Genomic DNA, 14,664 nt, shown 5'->3' with positions numbered 1-14,664 from the left:
GGCTGGCCCCGGCCCGGTTGTCCGGCCGAACGCGGGCGCCGGGCACCGCGAGGGGGCTCGCGATGCGCGCGGCGATTTTCGACATCGACGGAACGCTGCTCGACAGCGTCGATCTGCATGCCCGGGCCTGGGTGGAGGCCTTCGCGCATTTCGGGGTGACGACCGACCCGGCGGAAGTGCGGCGACAGATCGGCAAGGGCGGCGACGAGTTGATGCCCGTCTTCCTGTCGCAAGAGCGGATCAGGCGCGAGGGCGAAGCGATCGAGGCGTACCGCTCGGACCTGTTCAAGCGGCGCTACCTGCCGGATGTGCGGCCCTTCCCCGGTGTCCGCCCGCTGTTCGAGCGCATCCACGAGGCCGGCCTGACCATCGCCCTGGCCTCGTCCGGTAAGCGTACCGAGGTGGATCGCTACACCGAGATCCTCGGGATCGGCGATCTCGTGGACGTCGCCACCAGTGCGGACGATGCCGACCGCTCGAAGCCGCATCCTGACATCTTCCAGGCCGCCTTGCGGAAGCTCGACGGCGTGGCGCCGGACGCGGCGCACGTCGTCGGGGACACGCCCTACGATGCCGAGGCCGCTGCAAAGGCGGGACTGCCCACGATCGGCCTGCTCTGCGGCGGCTTCCCGGAAGCGGATCTGACCGCTGCGGGCTGCGTGGCGATCTATCGAGATCCCCAGGACCTGCTCGCCGGGTTCGCGTCCTCGCCGCTGGCCGGCACCTGAAATCGCGATCGGGCAAGCCGATTCGGACTCTCAGCCCGAGTCGTCCACACTTTACCGCCGCGCTGTTGCCCCACGGTGACGGAGACTGATGCCGGCTACGTAATCGCGCGAAAGGGGCTGGTGTCCGTCGATCGAAAGGCGTAGCGACCCGCCCGCCAATCTGGACTCTTTCGAAGGACGAGCGCCTCGCATGCCCCAGACTCATCAGGCCGGCCCGGCACCGCGCTACGTTCCGGCCGCCAAGTCCCTGCCGGAGCAGATCGCCGACGCCGTTGCGTGTCGTTCGACCCCGCTCAGCCACTTGCTGCGCCTGATGGCCGCGCTCGATGCCGAGGGTGGCAACGAGGCCCTGCGCCTCCGCCTCCGCGCGCGGATCGGCGCGCCGCTCGACGCCTGACAGCGCCGCCGCCGCTCAGCGGCGTCGGCTGCGATGCCGCCGACCACCGCGCCGGGCCGCCGGCGCGGTCACCTGTGCGACGCGCTTCATGCAGGCGAAATAGATTCGCCGCCCGATCTCCTCGAGTTCCAAACCCTGAGGGTTCGGCGTGGAGAACACCTTGGCGCGGGCCTCAAGGCGGCATGCCGCATCCTCGGGGCTCCGAATCGGAGGCTCTGCGCGGGCCGTTCCACAGCTCAGCGCCGATGCGATCCAGACCGCGGCGAACATCGACACGCGGGTGCTTTCGAGGATACGCGGCATACTGATGTTCAGGGCTCACACGCTCAAGACGTGAGAAATAGCGCGTCTTGCTGAGCCGTGAAGCTTCGTCAGAGTGCTGGCCTGACCGAAAAACGAGGGCGTGCCCGGCTTACGGGACAACCCAGAGACACCGCCCCGCATCGGCAACACTCATGCACTCGTAAGGCGCCCCGCCGATCAAGGCCCGTTGCTCGACAGCGCCGATGGCGCTGCGCGGGATGCGGCGGCAACCGGTCTCCCCAAGCGCTTGACGCTCGGCACCCGCGGCAGCATCGATCCGGCGTGCGGAGATCAGCGTCTCGCAGGCGGTCACCGTCTCCGAATCCTGCGCGTGCGGCTGTTCGGCGGCGAGGAGGATCGGCAGAGCGCCGACGATGAGGGCCAGTCTCGTCCAGGTTTGCATCGCGACCTCGGCTGCGCCCGCCGAGCGAGGACGTCGCGGGTTCGACCGGCCCCAACGCGCGGGCACACGCAGCGGTTGCCGAGCCGGCATGCCCCAAAACGCGAAGACGCCCGCCTGGCGGGCGGACGTCTTCGGTTTCCGTGGCGCGAATGAGCCGTCGGTGCGCGTTCAGCGCTTGGTCTTGACCTTTGCCTTGCGGGCCGCGTAGCGCGCATCGCGCTGGGCCTTCTTGGCAGCCAGTTCGGCCGACTTGCGCTCCTGCGCCGCGGCCAACTCGGCGGCCTCGCGGGCGAGCTGGGCGGCGAGTTCCGCCTCCTCCCGCTGACGCTTCTCTTCGGCGGCCTGCCGCTCGGCGGCGATCCGGGCCGCCTCGCGCTCGCGGGAACGCTCCTCGCGGGCCTTGGCGATCTCCGCGCGGGCCTTCGCCTTGGCGATCACCTCCGGATCATCGGCCGGCGGACGGGCCTTGAACTTGGCCAGCAAGGCGGCCTTGGCGTTCTGGGAGTTCTGACGACGGTCGTCGAAATTCCTGTAGTCGAATGCGCTCATCTGACCTTTCTCAGTTGGGTACGTCTCGCGTGTCGCGGGGACATCCGGCGGGGCCGGGCACGTACTGAGTCTGCCGGTTCCAACGCCATCCCCGCGCCCCGGAACCGCACCGATCCATCGGCTGTACCGATGGTTCGACCCGAACGCTCGGCGTGCGTCTGAACGCTCGGGTCGGACCATTGTTTCGAAGATCGCAGAGCCCTTAACCAGAGCTCCCCGTACGATGCAATCGTCGGAACCTGCGCAGGCGGGCGACAAAGCGACAATCCACGCCGTCTCTGTAAGAGTTTCGTCCGGCGATGCGGAAAAACCTCAAGCCGAGGGCCGAGCCGCAAGGTCGGAACGCCCGCGTGTGGCTCCCGTCGTCCTGCAGGTCTGACTGTGAATGATGTAGGTAGGTCGCGTGCGCGCTGAGAACAAGGATTGAACGTTCGCAATCCACCGACACATGGACAGCCGGGCCCGGGCGACGCCGTCTCAGGCTATACGTGCGCGGTCTTGCTTCCGGGCGGAGCATTCTTCGATCGCAAAGCAGACCTGCAAAATCGGCAGTCTATAGGAGGTCTTGGCTAGCCGGGCACGTGCAACGGCCACCGAAGCCACCTCGACCGAAGGCCGGGCTCGCCAGATCCCAGTCCTGCTTACGACGCGGCGCCCAAAGCGCGGGCAACTGACCGCGCCGCCCGCGGATGGCGTGTCACGTTCGTCGATATGCTCAAAATTTAGGCACAATCGGATGCCGATCGGCAGTTCTATCGTGGCCTGCGCGGCACAAGGCCTGCTTCCCTCGCGAGACCTGCCTGAATCGACATCACACCGAAAGCAGCGATGCCCGAGACCTGCCCGCCCTTCGATCCCGAGAGCTATGCCGCCGTCACGGCAGCGCTGCTCGGCCTCCCGCTCGATCCCGCCTGGATGGGGCCGATCACGGCCAATCTCCGTGTCCTGGCCGCGGCGGCCGCGTTAATGGGTGCGTTCCCCCTCGCCGACGAGATCGATGCGGCGCCGAGGTTCGAAGCGTGAGCGCATACGAGCTTTCGACGGCCGTCGCGGTCGCCGCAGCCATCACCGAGGGCCATACCACCGCACGGCAGGTCGTCACGGCGGCTCTGGACCGGATCGGGCGGCTGGACGGCCGGGTCGGCGCCTTCACCGACGTGGTGGCTGCCCGCGCCCTGGCCAAGGCCGACGCCCAGGATGCCGCGCTGAGTGGCGGAGCGAAGCCGGGACCGCTGACCGGCGTGCCGTTCGCGGTGAAGAACCTGATCGACATCGCGGGCCTGCCCACCCGCGCCGGATCGAAGATCAATCGCGAGCGGCCTCCGGCCGAGCGGGACGGTGCCCTGGTGCGGCGCCTGGAGGCGGCGGGAGCCATCCTGGTGGGCGCCCTCAACATGGGCGAATACGCCTACGACTTCACAGGCGAGAACGTCCACGACGGCGACGCCCACAATCCGCACGCCCTCGACCACATGACCGGCGGCTCGTCCGGCGGCTCAGGCGCGGCCCTCGCCGCCGGCATGGTGCCCCTGACGCTGGGCTCGGACACCAACGGATCGATCCGCGTCCCCGCCGCCTTCTGCGGCTGCTTCGGCCTCAAGCCGACCTACGGCCGGCTGACCCGCGCGGGCAGCTTCCCCTTCGTGGGGAGCCTCGATCATCTCGGGCCCCTGGCCCGGAGCGTGACCGACCTCGCGCTCGCCTACGACGTGATGCAGGGCCCCGATCCGGACGATCCGGTGGCGACGCTCCGGCCGGCGGAGCCGGTCCTTCCGCATCTCGATGCGGGGATCGATGGCCTGCGCATCGCGGTGGCTGGCGGCCATTTCGCGCGCGGCGGCGGCCCGGACGCCTTCGCGGCGGTGGCGCGCGCCGCCGAGGTCCTGGGTGCGCGCGGCACGGTCGAGTTGCCGGAAGCGCACCGCGCCCGCGCGGCCGCCTACCTGATCACCGCCGCGGAGGGCGCGACGCTGCACCTCGACCGCCTGCGGACGCGCCCGCAGGATTTCGATCCGGCGGTGCGGGACCGGTTGATCGCCGGGGCCATGATCCCGGCCCCCCATGTGGAGCGGGCGCAGCGGTTCCGCCGCTGGTACCGGGCGCGGGTGCTGGAGCTGTTCGAGACCGTCGACGTGATCCTGGCCCCGGCCACGCCCTGCCGGGCGCCGAAGGGCGGACAGACCCACTTCGTCCTCGACGGCGTCACGCTGCCGGTGCGCGCCAATATCGGCGTGTTCACGCAGCCGATCTCGTTCATCGGCCTGCCGGTGGTGGCGGCACCGATCCGGCTGGACGCCGGATTGCCCCTGGGGGTCCAGGTGATCGCCGCGCCCTGGCAAGAGGATCTCGTCCTGCGCGTGGCGCGTCACCTCGAACGAACCGGCGTCAGCACGGCGCCGATCGCGGAGCTTGCCTGATGATCATCGACGATCCCGCCGTGAAGGCCGAGGTCGAGGCCGCGTTCCGGGCCTACGAGACGGCACTGACGACCAACGACGTCCCGACCCTCGAGGCCTTGTTCCGGGACGATCCGCTGACCATCCGCTACGGCATCGGCGAGAATCTCTACGGCATGGACGCGATCCGCGCCTTCCGCCGGGCCCGCTCGCCGGTGGGCCTGGAGCGCACGCTGGCGCAGACGCAGATCACCACCTACGGGCGCGACTTCGCCACCGCGATGACGCTGTTCGCCCGCGCCAGCGCGCCGGGCAAGATCGGCCGCCAGAGCCAGACCTGGGCGCGCTTCCCCGAAGGCTGGCGGGTGGTCGCCGCCCATGTGAGCCTGATCGACGCGCAATAGCCACGACACGCTCCCTGCATGCAGGACGATCCGTCTGGCCGCAGGCTTGCATAAGGTCGAGCGTATCCCGGGCCCTCAGGCTCGGGCCAACGTGAGCACCCGACGCAAGATGCTGTCCCGTCTGAGAAAACTCGGCGCCCGTGCGGCGCTGGCCGGCGCCCTGGCGCTCTCCGCGAGCACCGCTGCCCTCGCGCAGGGGACGCTGCGGATCGGCATGACCGCCTCCGACATCCCTCTCACCACCGGCCAGACCGACAATGGCGGCGAGGGCATGCGGTTCATGGGCTACACGGTCTATGACGGCCTGATCAATTGGGACCTGTCGAGCGCCGAACTGGCCTCCGACCTCGTGCCGGGCCTCGCCACCAGCTGGGGCGTCGACGCCACCGACAAGACCAAGTGGACCTTCAAGCTCCGGCCGGGCGTGAAATTCCACGACGGCTCGGACTTCACCGCCGACGCGGTGGTCTGGAACCTCGACAAGCTCCTGAAGGCCGACGCGCCGCAATACGACCCGCGCCAATCCGCCCAGGGCAAGACCCGCATCCCGGCGGTGGCGAGCTACCGGGTGGTCGACCCGCTGACCGTCGAGATCACCACCAAGGCCCCCGACGCGACGCTGCCCTACCAGATCGCCTGGATCATGATGTCCTCGCCCGCCCAGTGGGAGAAGCTCGGCAAGTCCTGGGACGCCTTCGCCAAGCAGCCCTCGGGCACCGGCCCGTGGAAGCTGACCCTGTTCGCCCCGCGCGAGCGCGCCGAGATGGTGCCGTTCAAGGAATACTGGGACGCGAACCGCGTCCCGAAGCTCGACAAGCTCGTTCTGATCCCGCTGCCGGAGGCCAATGCCCGGACCGCAGCGCTCCGCTCCGGTCAGGTGGACTGGATCGAGGCGCCCGCTCCGGACTCGGTGGCGTCGCTGAAGAGCGCCGGCTTCACCGTCGTCACCAACGCCTACCCGCATAATTGGACGTGGCACCTCTCGCGCGTCGAGGGCTCGCCCTGGAACGACATCCGCGTGCGCAAGGCGGCGAATCTCGCCATCGATCGCGACGGTCTGAAGGAACTGCTCGGCGGCCTCGCGATCCCCGCCAAGGGCTTCATGCCGCCCGGCCATCAATGGTTCGGCCATCCGACCTTCGATGTGAAATATGACCCCGACGCCGCCAAGAAGCTGCTCGCCGAAGCCGGCTACAGCCCCGCGAAGCCGCTGAAGCTGAAGGTGGCGATCTCGGCCTCGGGCTCGGGCCAGATGCAGCCGCTGCCGATGAACGAATTCGTCCAGCAGAACCTCGCCGACGTGGGCATCCAGGTCGATTACGAGGTGGTCGAGTGGAACACGCTCATCAACATCTGGCGGGCCGGCGCCAAGGCCGACATCTCCCGCGGCGTCTCGGCGATCAACTACTCGTACTTCATCCAGGATCCGTTCACCGGCTTCATCCGCCATCTGCAGTGCAACTTCGCCCCGCCGAACGGCACGAACTGGGGCTATTACTGTGATCCCGCGATGGACAAGCTGTTCGATCAGGTCCGCAACACCTTCGACAAGGCCGAGCAGACCAAGGTCCTGGAGAAGATCCACGAGAAGTATGTCGACGACGCGCTGTTCATCATGATCACGCACGACGTCAATCCGCGGGCGATGAGCCCGAAGGTCAAGGGCTTCGTCCAGGCGCAGAACTGGTTCCAGGACTTCTCGAAGATTACGATGGCGACGGCGGGGCGGTAGCGCCGCCGTCGTGCCTGCGAGCTATCGGAGGCACGGAGCGGGTTTTCTGGAGGGGCGGGTTCCCTCTCCCATGCGGGAGAGGGACAGGGTGCGGGGTGCGACCTCTCCGGATGGACCTGATCCCTCACCCCAACCCTCTCCCGCACGGGAGAGGGGGGATTGTCGCGCCTCGCAAGGACCGAAGCGTGATCTTCGAAGGCTCTCCACGGCGGGGGCGACCGGACGGCGACAAAATATCGGTGGGCCAAAAGGCGAATAATGCTGCTCTACATCCTCAAACGGCTGGTCTACGTGACGCCCGTGGCGTTCGGGGTCAGCGTCGTCTGCTTCCTCCTCGTCCATCTCGCGCCGGGCGATCCCCTGAGCGCGGTCCTGCCCGCCGACGCCACCCAGGCGACCATCGACGAGATGCGGGCCGCCTACGGGTTCGATAAGCCCCTGCCGGTCCAGTACCTGATCTGGCTGTGGCACGTGCTGCATGGCGATCTCGGCACCTCCATCGCCACGGGCCGGCCGGTGCTCGGCGAGGTCAGCCGCGCCGTGGTGAACTCGCTGATCCTCGCCTCGGTGGCGACCGTGATCGGGTTCACCTTCGGCACCCTGTTCGGCTTCGTGGCGGGCTACCACCGCAACTCGCTGGCCGACCGGGCCGCTTCCGCCGTCTCGGTCTTCGGCGTGAGCGTGCCGCATTACTGGCTCGGCATGGTCCTGGTGATCGTGTTCTCGGCCAATCTCGGCTGGCTTCCGCCCACCGGCGCCGGGCCCGACGGCTCCGGCAACTGGCGGCCCGACTTCGAGCACCTGCGCTACCTGATCCTGCCGGCGATCACGATGTCGGTGATCCCGATGGGGATCATCGCCCGCACGGTCCGGGCGCTGGTAGCCGACATCCTGTCCCAGGACTTCGTCGAGGCCCTGCGCGCCAAGGGCATGGATGAGCGCGGCGTGTTCCGGCATGTCGTGCGCAACGCCGCCCCGACGGCGCTGGCCATCATGGGCCTGCAGCTCGGCTACCTGCTGGGCGGCTCGATCCTGGTCGAGACCGTGTTCGCGTGGCCGGGCACCGGCTTCCTCCTCAACGCCGCGATCTTCCAGCGCGACCTGCCCCTGCTGCAGGGCTCGATCCTCGTGCTGGCGATGTTCTTCGTGGCCCTCAACCTGCTGGTGGACGTGATGCAGACCGCCCTCGACCCGCGCATCGAGCGCGCCTGACCCGGAGCCCGATGATGACTGCTCCCGTCACCGCCGCCTCCGTGGCCCTCGACGGCGGCGTGCTTGCCGCCGAGGACGTGACCCACGGGCCGGAGGCCGCCTTCGCCCCGTCGCGGGGCTTCTGGGGCCATGTCGGCCACCGTCTGGTGCGCGACCCCGTCGCCATGGGCGCCGGCGCCGTGATCCTGATCGTCGTGCTCATCGCGATCCTCTCGCCATGGATCACCCCGATGGATCCCTACAAGGGCTCCATGCTGCGCCGCCTGAAGCATGTCGGCGACGCCACCTACTGGCTGGGCTCGGACGAGCTCGGCCGCGACATGATCAGCCGGCTGATGCTGGGCTCGCGGCTGTCGCTGTTCATCGGCGTCACCCCGGTGCTGATCGCCTTCGTGATCGGCTCGGGCATCGGGATCCTGGCGGGCTACGTCGGCGGCTGGACCAACACGATCCTGATGCGCACCATCGACGTCTTCTTCGCGTTTCCGTCCGTGCTCCTCGCGATCGCGCTGTCCGGGGCGCTCGGCGCCGGCATCTTCAACTCGATCGTCTCGCTGACCTGCGTTTTCGTGCCCCAGATCGCCCGGGTGGCGGAGAGCGTCACCACGGGCATCCGCAAGCGCGATTACATCGACGCCGCCAAACTGTCGGGCGCCTCGGCCCTGACGATCATGCGCGTGCAGGTGCTGGGCAACGTCGTCGGGCCGATCTTCGTCTACGCGACCAGCCTGATCTCGGTCTCGATGATCCTGGCCTCCGGCCTGTCGTTCCTCGGCCTCGGCGTGCGCCCGCCCGAGCCCGAATGGGGCCTGATGCTGAACACCCTGCGCACCGCGATCTACGTCAACCCGGTCGTGGCCGCCCTCCCGGGCGTCTGCATCTTCATCGTCTCGATCGCCTTCAACCTGTTCTCGGACGGGCTCCGGTCCGCCATGGAGATTCGCCAGTGAGCGTCATCCCGGACGCACCCGACCCGTTCGCCCGCGACCGCGGCGGACCCGCCCAGCCGCTCCTGTCGGTCTCGGGCCTCATCAAACACTTCCCGGTCCGCAAGGCCGGCGGAAAGAAGCAGGTGGTCCGCGCCGTCGACGGCGTCGACTTCGACGTGCTCAAGGGCGAGACGCTGGGCATCGTCGGCGAATCCGGCTGCGGGAAGTCGACCACCGCCAAGCTGCTGATGGGTCTGATCGAGCGCGATTCCGGCAGCCTGCTCTACGACGGGCAGGCGGTCGGCGAGCGCGCCATGCCCTGGCGATCCTACCGCCGGCAGGTCCAGATGGTCTTCCAGGACAGCTACGCCTCGCTCAATCCGCGCATGACCGTGGAGCAGTCGATCGCCTTCGGCCCGAAGGTGAACGGCGTGCCCGGCCGGGAGGCGGTGGAGCGCGCCCGCGCGCTGCTCGCCCGGGTCGGCCTGGAGCCGAAGCGCTTCGCAGGGCGCTACCCGCACGAGATCTCCGGCGGCCAGCGCCAGCGGGTCAACATCGCCCGCTCCCTCGCCCTGGAGCCGCGGCTCGTGCTGCTCGACGAGGCGGTCTCGGCGCTCGACAAGTCCGTGGAGGCTCAGGTCCTGAACCTGCTCCTCGACCTCAAGGCCGAATTCGGCCTGACCTACATCTTCATCAGCCACGACCTGAACGTCGTGCGCTTCATCTCCGACCGGGTGATGGTGATGTATCTCGGCCGGGTTGCGGAGATCGGGCCGTCCGACACGGTGCTCGACGCACCGGCGCATCCCTACACCGAGGCGCTGCTCGCCTCGATGCCGTCGCTCGATCCCGACAACCGCACCCAGGCCGCGCTGCTGGCCGGCGACCCGCCGAACCCGATCGACCCGCCCCCGGGCTGCCGCTTCCACCCACGCTGCGCCCTGGCGGAGGGCGTGTGCAGCCAGAAGGAACCGCCCCTCGACGCGATCCGGCCCCTGCACCGTGTCGCCTGCCTCGCCCGTCAGCCCGGATCGGGCCATTCCGCGGCCCGCGCAGACGCGCTCGCCGCATGAGCATGCCCATGAGCACGCCGATGAGCACGCCGATGAGCACGCCGATCTCTTCCTCAGAACCCGCAGTCGTCCTCAAGGACCTGCGCGTCGCCTTCGGCAAGGTTCAGGTGGTCGACGGCGTCGACCTCACCGTGGAGCGCGGTCAGGCGATGGCGCTGATCGGCGAATCCGGTTCCGGCAAGAGCGTCACGCTCCGCGCGATCCTGCGCCTGTTCCCGGAAGGGCGCAGCCGCATCGAGGGCCGGATCCTGGCCGCCGGCAGGGACGTACAGGCGCTCACCAAGCGTCAGCTCGCCGATTTCCGCGGCGGCGACGTCTCGATGATCTTCCAGGAGCCGTTGCTCGCCTTCGACCCGGTCTACACCGTGGGCCGGCAGATCACCGAGGCGATCCTGCGCCACGAAACGATCTCCAAGGACGAAGCCCGGAAGCGGGCGCTGGCCCTGTTCGAGCGGGTGCGGATCCCGAGCCCGGAGCGGCGGCTCGACAACTACCCGCACGAGATGTCGGGCGGCATGCGCCAGAGAGCGATGATCGCGCTGGCGCTGGCCTGCCGGCCGCAGGTGCTGCTCGCCGACGAGCCGACCACGGCGCTGGACGCCACGGTGCAGATCCAGGTGCTGCTGCTCCTGCGCGAGCTCCAGCGCGACCTCGGCCTGTCGATCATCATCGTCACCCACGATCTCGGCGCGGCCGTGGAGGTCGCCGACCGGATTGCCGTGATGTACGCGGGCAAGATCGTCGAGACCGGCACCGCGCATCAGGTGGTCCTGGACCCGCACCACCCCTACACGATCGGCCTTCTGCGCAGCCGGGCGGAAGGGGCGCTGGCCAAGGGCTCCCGGCTCGAGACCATCCCGGGCAGCCCGCCCGACCTCGCGAACCGCCCGCCGGGCTGCCCCTTCGCGCCGCGCTGCTTCCTGGCCGAGGAGCGCTGCCGCCGGGAGATGCCGCCGGTCGCCGAGATCGCCCCCGGCCACCGCGTCGCCTGCTGGCGGACCGAGGAGGCCTCGGCGGCCTACCGGGCCGGCCCGACGCCCGTGCGCGCCGCCGAGCCGGTCCCGGCCTGACCTCGACGCCCCCGCGCCGAGGCTTTATCCGGCTCGGCGCGGTCCCGCGGTGGCGGACCGCGTCCGATCCGGCCGCGCGGGCATCACGATGAGCCAAGTCCTCTCCGAGCCAGTCTCGTCCGAGATCCTGCTCGTTCCCCGGGGCGAGGCCGGGCACTTCCTGACGGCGGCCCTCGGCTGGCTGGGCAAGCGGATCACCGTCACGGCCCAGCCCGGCACGGCGAATCACGTCCTCTGCCTCCCCGTCCTCGATTTCGTGCGCCTCGGCTTTCCGGAGGCGAACGGCCGCCTCGACCTCCTCGAACCGGGAGACGCCGAGAACCTCCGCGCCGGGCGCGCCGCGCTCCTCCTCGATCTCTCCAACGAGGGGCCGGGCCTGCACGCGCCGACCTTCGAGGCGCTTCACCGCAACCTCGCGGGGCTCGGCATCCCGCGCGATCGGGTGATCCTGGTCACGCAGAACCGGCTGCTGCGGCTCGATTACGAGCGGCTCTACGGCGAGGGACTGCGGTTCTGGACCTTCGAGTTCTTCCCGCTCCAGGTTGCCCTCTGGCTGGACGCCGAGGCGGGTCCGCGGCTCTTCCCCCAGCATGCCCTCGATCGCACCGGCTACACGCCCTTCGCCCGCGCCTCCGGCCCGGCCCGCTTCCTCTGCCAGAACGCGGCTTTGCGCTGGCACCGAGTGCTGCTCTACCGGTGGTTCCAGCTCAACGGGCTGGACAGGGACGGGCTGATCTCCTTCCACGGCATCGGCGAGGACAACCCGAAGGCGGGCGGCATCAACGTCTTCCACGCTCCGCCTGAGATCGAGGCGGCTTTCGGCCCTCTGCTCGCCGATGTCGGCAGCTGGATCCCGCGCCGGGCGCGGCGGATCGATGCCGATCAGGGCACCGACATGGTCATGACCCTCGACACCGGCGCCTACGCGGAGTGCGACCTGACCGTCATCTCGGAGACCGACTTCTTCGAGCAGGGTGTCGAGCGCATCACCGAGAAATCCATCAAGGCGGCGGCGACGGGCCTGCCCTTCGTGATGGTGGGCGCGCCGCGCGCCGTCGAGCGGCTGTCCGAACTCGGCTTCCAGACCTTCGGCGGCCTGATCGACCACCAGTACGATTTCGCGGCCGACCCGGCCGAGCGCCTGCCGCTCGTGTTCCGGTCGATCGAGCGGGCCTGGGCGACGTGTCGGGGCGACCGGGCGCGCTGGCATCGTCTGGCCCGGGAGCAGGCTGAAGCCAATGTCGCCCATGCCCGAACCGGATTGCTGCCGCAGCTCGACCGGGTGATGGTCGCCCCGCTGATCGTGCGCCTGGCCCGGTTCATGGAAACGGGCGCGATCGTGCACTGACGGCACTCCGACCGTGACCGCAGCCCCTCTGTCGCCGGACCGCCATTGCACCACCTGCGGGCGCGGCCACTACATCGCCGTCCAGTTCTGCCCCTTCTGCGGCGCCGCCCAGGAGCCGCCGCGTTCTGGCCCGGATGACGGGCCCGTCCCCGCGGTCCGCGTCCTGCTGGTGCCGTCACCGGAATTGGACTGACCGGCGCGCGCGACGGCGCCGTCCGCCCCGGAAGCCCTGCTTCACCCAGCGCCTCCATTGCATCGACCGCCGCGCTCGGCCGTACCGGCCCGGCGGCCCCGCCGCGTGCCGCGGCCCCGCCGGGTCGTGTTGGCGCTCTTCACCATCGGCGCGCTCGCGTGGCTCGCGCAGGGCAGGCGGACGGGGCGTCCCGCGCCGGTCCGGATCACGGCTCAGGCCGGCTGGACGCCTGTGACCCTCGCGCCCTTCCGGGGCGTAAGGCTGCTGCGGGTCACGGGGGAGACCGCCTTCAGCCTGCGCATCGACGGGGAACGCATCGTGCGCGTCGCACCGGACCGCGGCGCGACCGTCCGGATGAAGGCCCTGCGGAGCCTGGACGTGCGGGCCGCCCAGGGGCGCACCGTCGTCACGCTGACACCGCGACCGGAGTGATCGGGACGGCGCGCAGGGTCTCCGCCAGGCGCAGCACGGCCGGGTCGATCGCCCGCTCCGGCACAGCGGCATAGCCGAGCAGCAAGCCCGGCTCCGCCGGCCCGGCATGATAGGCCGAGAGCGCGACCGCGGAAATTCCCGCCCGGCCGAGCGCGGCTGCGGCGGCCACGTCGGTGAGGGCTGCGCCCCAGGCTGGCCCCGGCCGGGCGATGACGTGCATCCCGCCCTCCATGGGGGCGATTGCGGCGACATCCCCGGCATGGCGGCGCGCGGCCTCGATCAGCGCCTCCTGGCGCAGGGCGTAGAGGCGTCGCGTCCGGCGGAGATGGCCGGCGAGGTGTCCGTCCTCGATGAACCGGGCCAGCGCCCACTGACCGATCCCGGGCGGGGCGGGCCCCGTCTCCGCGAGGGCCTGATTCACCGGCGCCACGAGCCCGCGCGGCAGCACGAGATAGCTCAAGCCCAGTGCGGGGAGCAGCAGCTTGGAGAAGCTGCCGACATAGATCACCCGTCCACCGCGATCGAGGGCGCGCAGGGGCGCCAGCGGACGCCCGGCATAGCGATAGGCTCCGTCGTAGTCGTCCTCGACGATCCAGCCCGAGACCGCCTCGGCCCAGGCCAGGAGGTCGAGGCGGTTCTCCAGGCTCATGGCGTACCCGAGGGGGTAATGGTGGGCCGGCGTCACCACCGCGAGCCGCGCCTCCGCCGCCGGCGCGGCGGCCAGGGCCACCGACAGGCCGCCGGGACCGACCGGGACGGGCACCGGGCGCAGGCCGGCGCTGGCGAGGGCCTGCGCGATGCCGGGGAAACCCGGCTCCTCGACCAGGGCGGTCTCGCCGGGATCGAGCAGCAGCTCGGCGAGCAGGCGCAGGCTCTGGCGGATGCCCGCCGTGACGATGACGTCCTCGGGCTCGCAGGCGACGCCGCGGGCCTGTGCCAGATAGGCGGCGATGGCGCCGCGCAGGGCCGGCGATCCGCGCGGGTCGGGCTTCTCCGTCGGACCGTGGCGCCACTCGGCCTGGAGCAGGCGAGCCCAAACCTCGAACGGGAAGGCGTCCTGCGCAGGCCGGCCGAGGGCGAAGGCGTCGGGCACGCCCGGCCCCGCCATGTAGCTCCGTGCCGGAGCGGAGACGAGGCGGGCGCCCCGGCGCGACAGGTTCGGGGTCGGCTCGACGCCCGGTCGCCGGATCGGGCCTGGCGCGGGGAGCGCGTCGTCGGGAAGGGTCGCGGCGACGCGGGTCGCCGAGCCCGGCCGCGCCGTCAGGTAGCCCTCGGCGGTCAGCTGCTCCAGCGCCAGGACCACGGTTCCGCGCGCGCAGCCGAGATCGGCCGCCAGGACCCGCGAGGCCGGAAGCCGGGCCCCGCGCGGCAGGCGGCGGTCGAGGATCGCGGCGCGCAGGGCCTCCCGGAGCTGCGCGTGCAGCGGCGTCGAGGCAGCGGCATCCAAGGCCAGCGTCAGCGGCAGGGGGCTTCGGGACATGGCGCAAACTGGTCC

16 protein-coding genes are annotated in these 14,664 nt (G+C 70.4%); 12 read left to right on the top strand and 4 right to left on the bottom strand.

The window, feature by feature from the left end:
- Window positions 1–62 precede the first annotated feature (62 nt).
- Both GGQ91_RS11030 and GGQ91_RS11025 read left to right on the top strand, forming a co-directional pair.
- On the top strand, window positions 63–728 hold the full coding sequence (locus GGQ91_RS11030) for an HAD family hydrolase (protein ID WP_053609976.1): 666 nt from the start codon (window positions 63–65) through the stop codon (window positions 726–728).
- Between the two features lie 190 nt (window positions 729–918).
- Window positions 919–1,125, top strand: a complete 207-nt coding sequence (locus GGQ91_RS11025; RefSeq protein WP_043351410.1) for a hypothetical protein — start codon at window positions 919–921, stop codon at window positions 1,123–1,125.
- Between the two features lie 15 nt (window positions 1,126–1,140).
- Here GGQ91_RS11025 and GGQ91_RS11020 read toward each other — a convergent pair whose 3' ends face one another.
- The 3 genes from GGQ91_RS11020 to GGQ91_RS11010 form a co-directional block, all read right to left on the bottom strand.
- Window positions 1,141–1,428 carry a hypothetical protein gene (locus tag GGQ91_RS11020; protein WP_043383910.1) on the bottom strand — a complete coding sequence of 96 codons (288 nt, stop codon included), beginning with the start codon at window positions 1,426–1,428 and terminating at the stop codon, window positions 1,141–1,143.
- Window positions 1,429–1,537: 109 nt separating this feature from the next.
- Window positions 1,538–1,831, bottom strand: coding sequence for a hypothetical protein (locus GGQ91_RS11015; protein ID WP_043383909.1), 294 nt, complete (start codon window positions 1,829–1,831; stop codon window positions 1,538–1,540).
- Window positions 1,832–1,999: 168 nt separating this feature from the next.
- On the bottom strand, window positions 2,000–2,380 hold the full coding sequence (locus tag GGQ91_RS11010; protein ID WP_043351405.1) for a DUF6481 family protein: 381 nt from the start codon (window positions 2,378–2,380) through the stop codon (window positions 2,000–2,002).
- A gap of 828 nt (window positions 2,381–3,208) precedes the next feature.
- Between GGQ91_RS11010 and GGQ91_RS11005 the strand changes: the two genes are divergently transcribed.
- The 10 genes from GGQ91_RS11005 to GGQ91_RS10960 all read left to right on the top strand — a co-directional run bounded on the left by GGQ91_RS11005 (window position 3,209) and on the right by GGQ91_RS10960 (window position 13,169).
- Entirely contained in the window at window positions 3,209–3,403 is a 195-nt protein-coding gene (locus GGQ91_RS11005; RefSeq protein ID WP_182591954.1) for an AtzG-like protein, read from the top strand.
- Window positions 3,400–4,797, top strand: coding sequence for an AtzE family amidohydrolase (locus tag GGQ91_RS11000; RefSeq protein WP_182591953.1), 1,398 nt, complete (start codon window positions 3,400–3,402; stop codon window positions 4,795–4,797). The genes GGQ91_RS11005 and GGQ91_RS11000 overlap by 4 nt, the downstream gene beginning before the upstream one ends.
- On the top strand, window positions 4,797–5,180 hold the full coding sequence (gene hpxZ / locus GGQ91_RS10995; protein WP_043351400.1) for an oxalurate catabolism protein HpxZ: 384 nt from the start codon (window positions 4,797–4,799) through the stop codon (window positions 5,178–5,180). The genes GGQ91_RS11000 and hpxZ overlap by 1 nt, the downstream gene beginning before the upstream one ends.
- A 109-nt stretch (window positions 5,181–5,289) precedes the next feature.
- Window positions 5,290–6,912, top strand: coding sequence for an ABC transporter substrate-binding protein (locus GGQ91_RS10990; RefSeq protein WP_053609973.1), 1,623 nt, complete (start codon window positions 5,290–5,292; stop codon window positions 6,910–6,912).
- A gap of 258 nt (window positions 6,913–7,170) precedes the next feature.
- Window positions 7,171–8,124, top strand: coding sequence for an ABC transporter permease (locus tag GGQ91_RS10985; protein WP_043383901.1), 954 nt, complete (start codon window positions 7,171–7,173; stop codon window positions 8,122–8,124).
- A 14-nt stretch (window positions 8,125–8,138) separates the two neighbouring features.
- On the top strand, window positions 8,139–9,074 hold the full coding sequence (locus tag GGQ91_RS10980) for an ABC transporter permease (RefSeq protein ID WP_043351394.1): 936 nt from the start codon (window positions 8,139–8,141) through the stop codon (window positions 9,072–9,074).
- On the top strand, window positions 9,071–10,126 hold the full coding sequence (locus tag GGQ91_RS10975; RefSeq protein ID WP_182591952.1) for an oligopeptide/dipeptide ABC transporter ATP-binding protein: 1,056 nt from the start codon (window positions 9,071–9,073) through the stop codon (window positions 10,124–10,126). The genes GGQ91_RS10980 and GGQ91_RS10975 overlap by 4 nt, the downstream gene beginning before the upstream one ends.
- 20 nt (window positions 10,127–10,146) lie before the next feature.
- The gene (locus GGQ91_RS10970) at window positions 10,147–11,196 is read left to right on the top strand and encodes an ABC transporter ATP-binding protein (RefSeq protein ID WP_374701321.1); all 1,050 of its coding nucleotides are present in this window, start codon (window positions 10,147–10,149) and stop codon (window positions 11,194–11,196) included.
- Between the two features lie 88 nt (window positions 11,197–11,284).
- The gene (locus tag GGQ91_RS10965; protein ID WP_182591951.1) at window positions 11,285–12,544 is read left to right on the top strand and encodes a hypothetical protein; all 1,260 of its coding nucleotides are present in this window, start codon (window positions 11,285–11,287) and stop codon (window positions 12,542–12,544) included.
- Between the two features lie 298 nt (window positions 12,545–12,842).
- The gene (locus GGQ91_RS10960; protein ID WP_182591950.1) at window positions 12,843–13,169 is read left to right on the top strand and encodes a hypothetical protein; all 327 of its coding nucleotides are present in this window, start codon (window positions 12,843–12,845) and stop codon (window positions 13,167–13,169) included.
- Here GGQ91_RS10960 and pdxR read toward each other — a convergent pair.
- Window positions 13,144–14,649, bottom strand: a complete 1,506-nt coding sequence (gene pdxR, locus GGQ91_RS10955) for a MocR-like pyridoxine biosynthesis transcription factor PdxR (protein WP_182591949.1) — start codon at window positions 14,647–14,649, stop codon at window positions 13,144–13,146. The two genes, GGQ91_RS10960 and pdxR, sit on opposite strands and share 26 nt — an antisense overlap.
- Between the last annotated feature and the right edge of the window lie 15 nt (window positions 14,650–14,664).

It is taken from the genome of Methylobacterium fujisawaense (assembly GCF_014138435.1).
GTDB classification, from domain to species: Bacteria; Pseudomonadota; Alphaproteobacteria; order Rhizobiales; family Beijerinckiaceae; genus Methylobacterium; species Methylobacterium fujisawaense.
Note: the sequence above shows the minus strand (reverse complement) of the source record. Positions and strands in the feature narration are given on the sequence as shown.

Bases quoted from the DNA above. Each gene is read 5' to 3' on its own strand.
- GGQ91_RS11030 (WP_053609976.1), top strand. From the start codon at position 63: ATGCGCGCGGCGATTTTCGACATCGACGGAACGCTGCTCGACAGCGTC.
- GGQ91_RS11025 (WP_043351410.1), top strand. From the start codon at position 919: ATGCCCCAGACTCATCAGGCCGGCCCGGCACCGCGCTACGTTCCGGCC.
- GGQ91_RS11020 (WP_043383910.1), bottom strand. From the start codon at position 1,428: ATGCCGCGTATCCTCGAAAGCACCCGCGTGTCGATGTTCGCCGCGGTC.
- GGQ91_RS11015 (WP_043383909.1), bottom strand. From the start codon at position 1,831: ATGCAAACCTGGACGAGACTGGCCCTCATCGTCGGCGCTCTGCCGATC.
- GGQ91_RS11010 (WP_043351405.1), bottom strand. From the start codon at position 2,380: ATGAGCGCATTCGACTACAGGAATTTCGACGACCGTCGTCAGAACTCC.
- GGQ91_RS11005 (WP_182591954.1), top strand. From the start codon at position 3,209: ATGCCCGAGACCTGCCCGCCCTTCGATCCCGAGAGCTATGCCGCCGTC.
- hpxZ (WP_043351400.1), top strand. From the start codon at position 4,797: ATGATCATCGACGATCCCGCCGTGAAGGCCGAGGTCGAGGCCGCGTTC.
- GGQ91_RS10990 (WP_053609973.1), top strand. From the start codon at position 5,290: ATGCTGTCCCGTCTGAGAAAACTCGGCGCCCGTGCGGCGCTGGCCGGC.
- GGQ91_RS10985 (WP_043383901.1), top strand. From the start codon at position 7,171: ATGCTGCTCTACATCCTCAAACGGCTGGTCTACGTGACGCCCGTGGCG.
- GGQ91_RS10980 (WP_043351394.1), top strand. From the start codon at position 8,139: ATGACTGCTCCCGTCACCGCCGCCTCCGTGGCCCTCGACGGCGGCGTG.
- GGQ91_RS10970 (WP_374701321.1), top strand. From the start codon at position 10,147: ATGAGCACGCCGATGAGCACGCCGATCTCTTCCTCAGAACCCGCAGTC.
- GGQ91_RS10965 (WP_182591951.1), top strand. From the start codon at position 11,285: ATGAGCCAAGTCCTCTCCGAGCCAGTCTCGTCCGAGATCCTGCTCGTT.
- pdxR (WP_182591949.1), bottom strand. From the start codon at position 14,649: ATGTCCCGAAGCCCCCTGCCGCTGACGCTGGCCTTGGATGCCGCTGCC.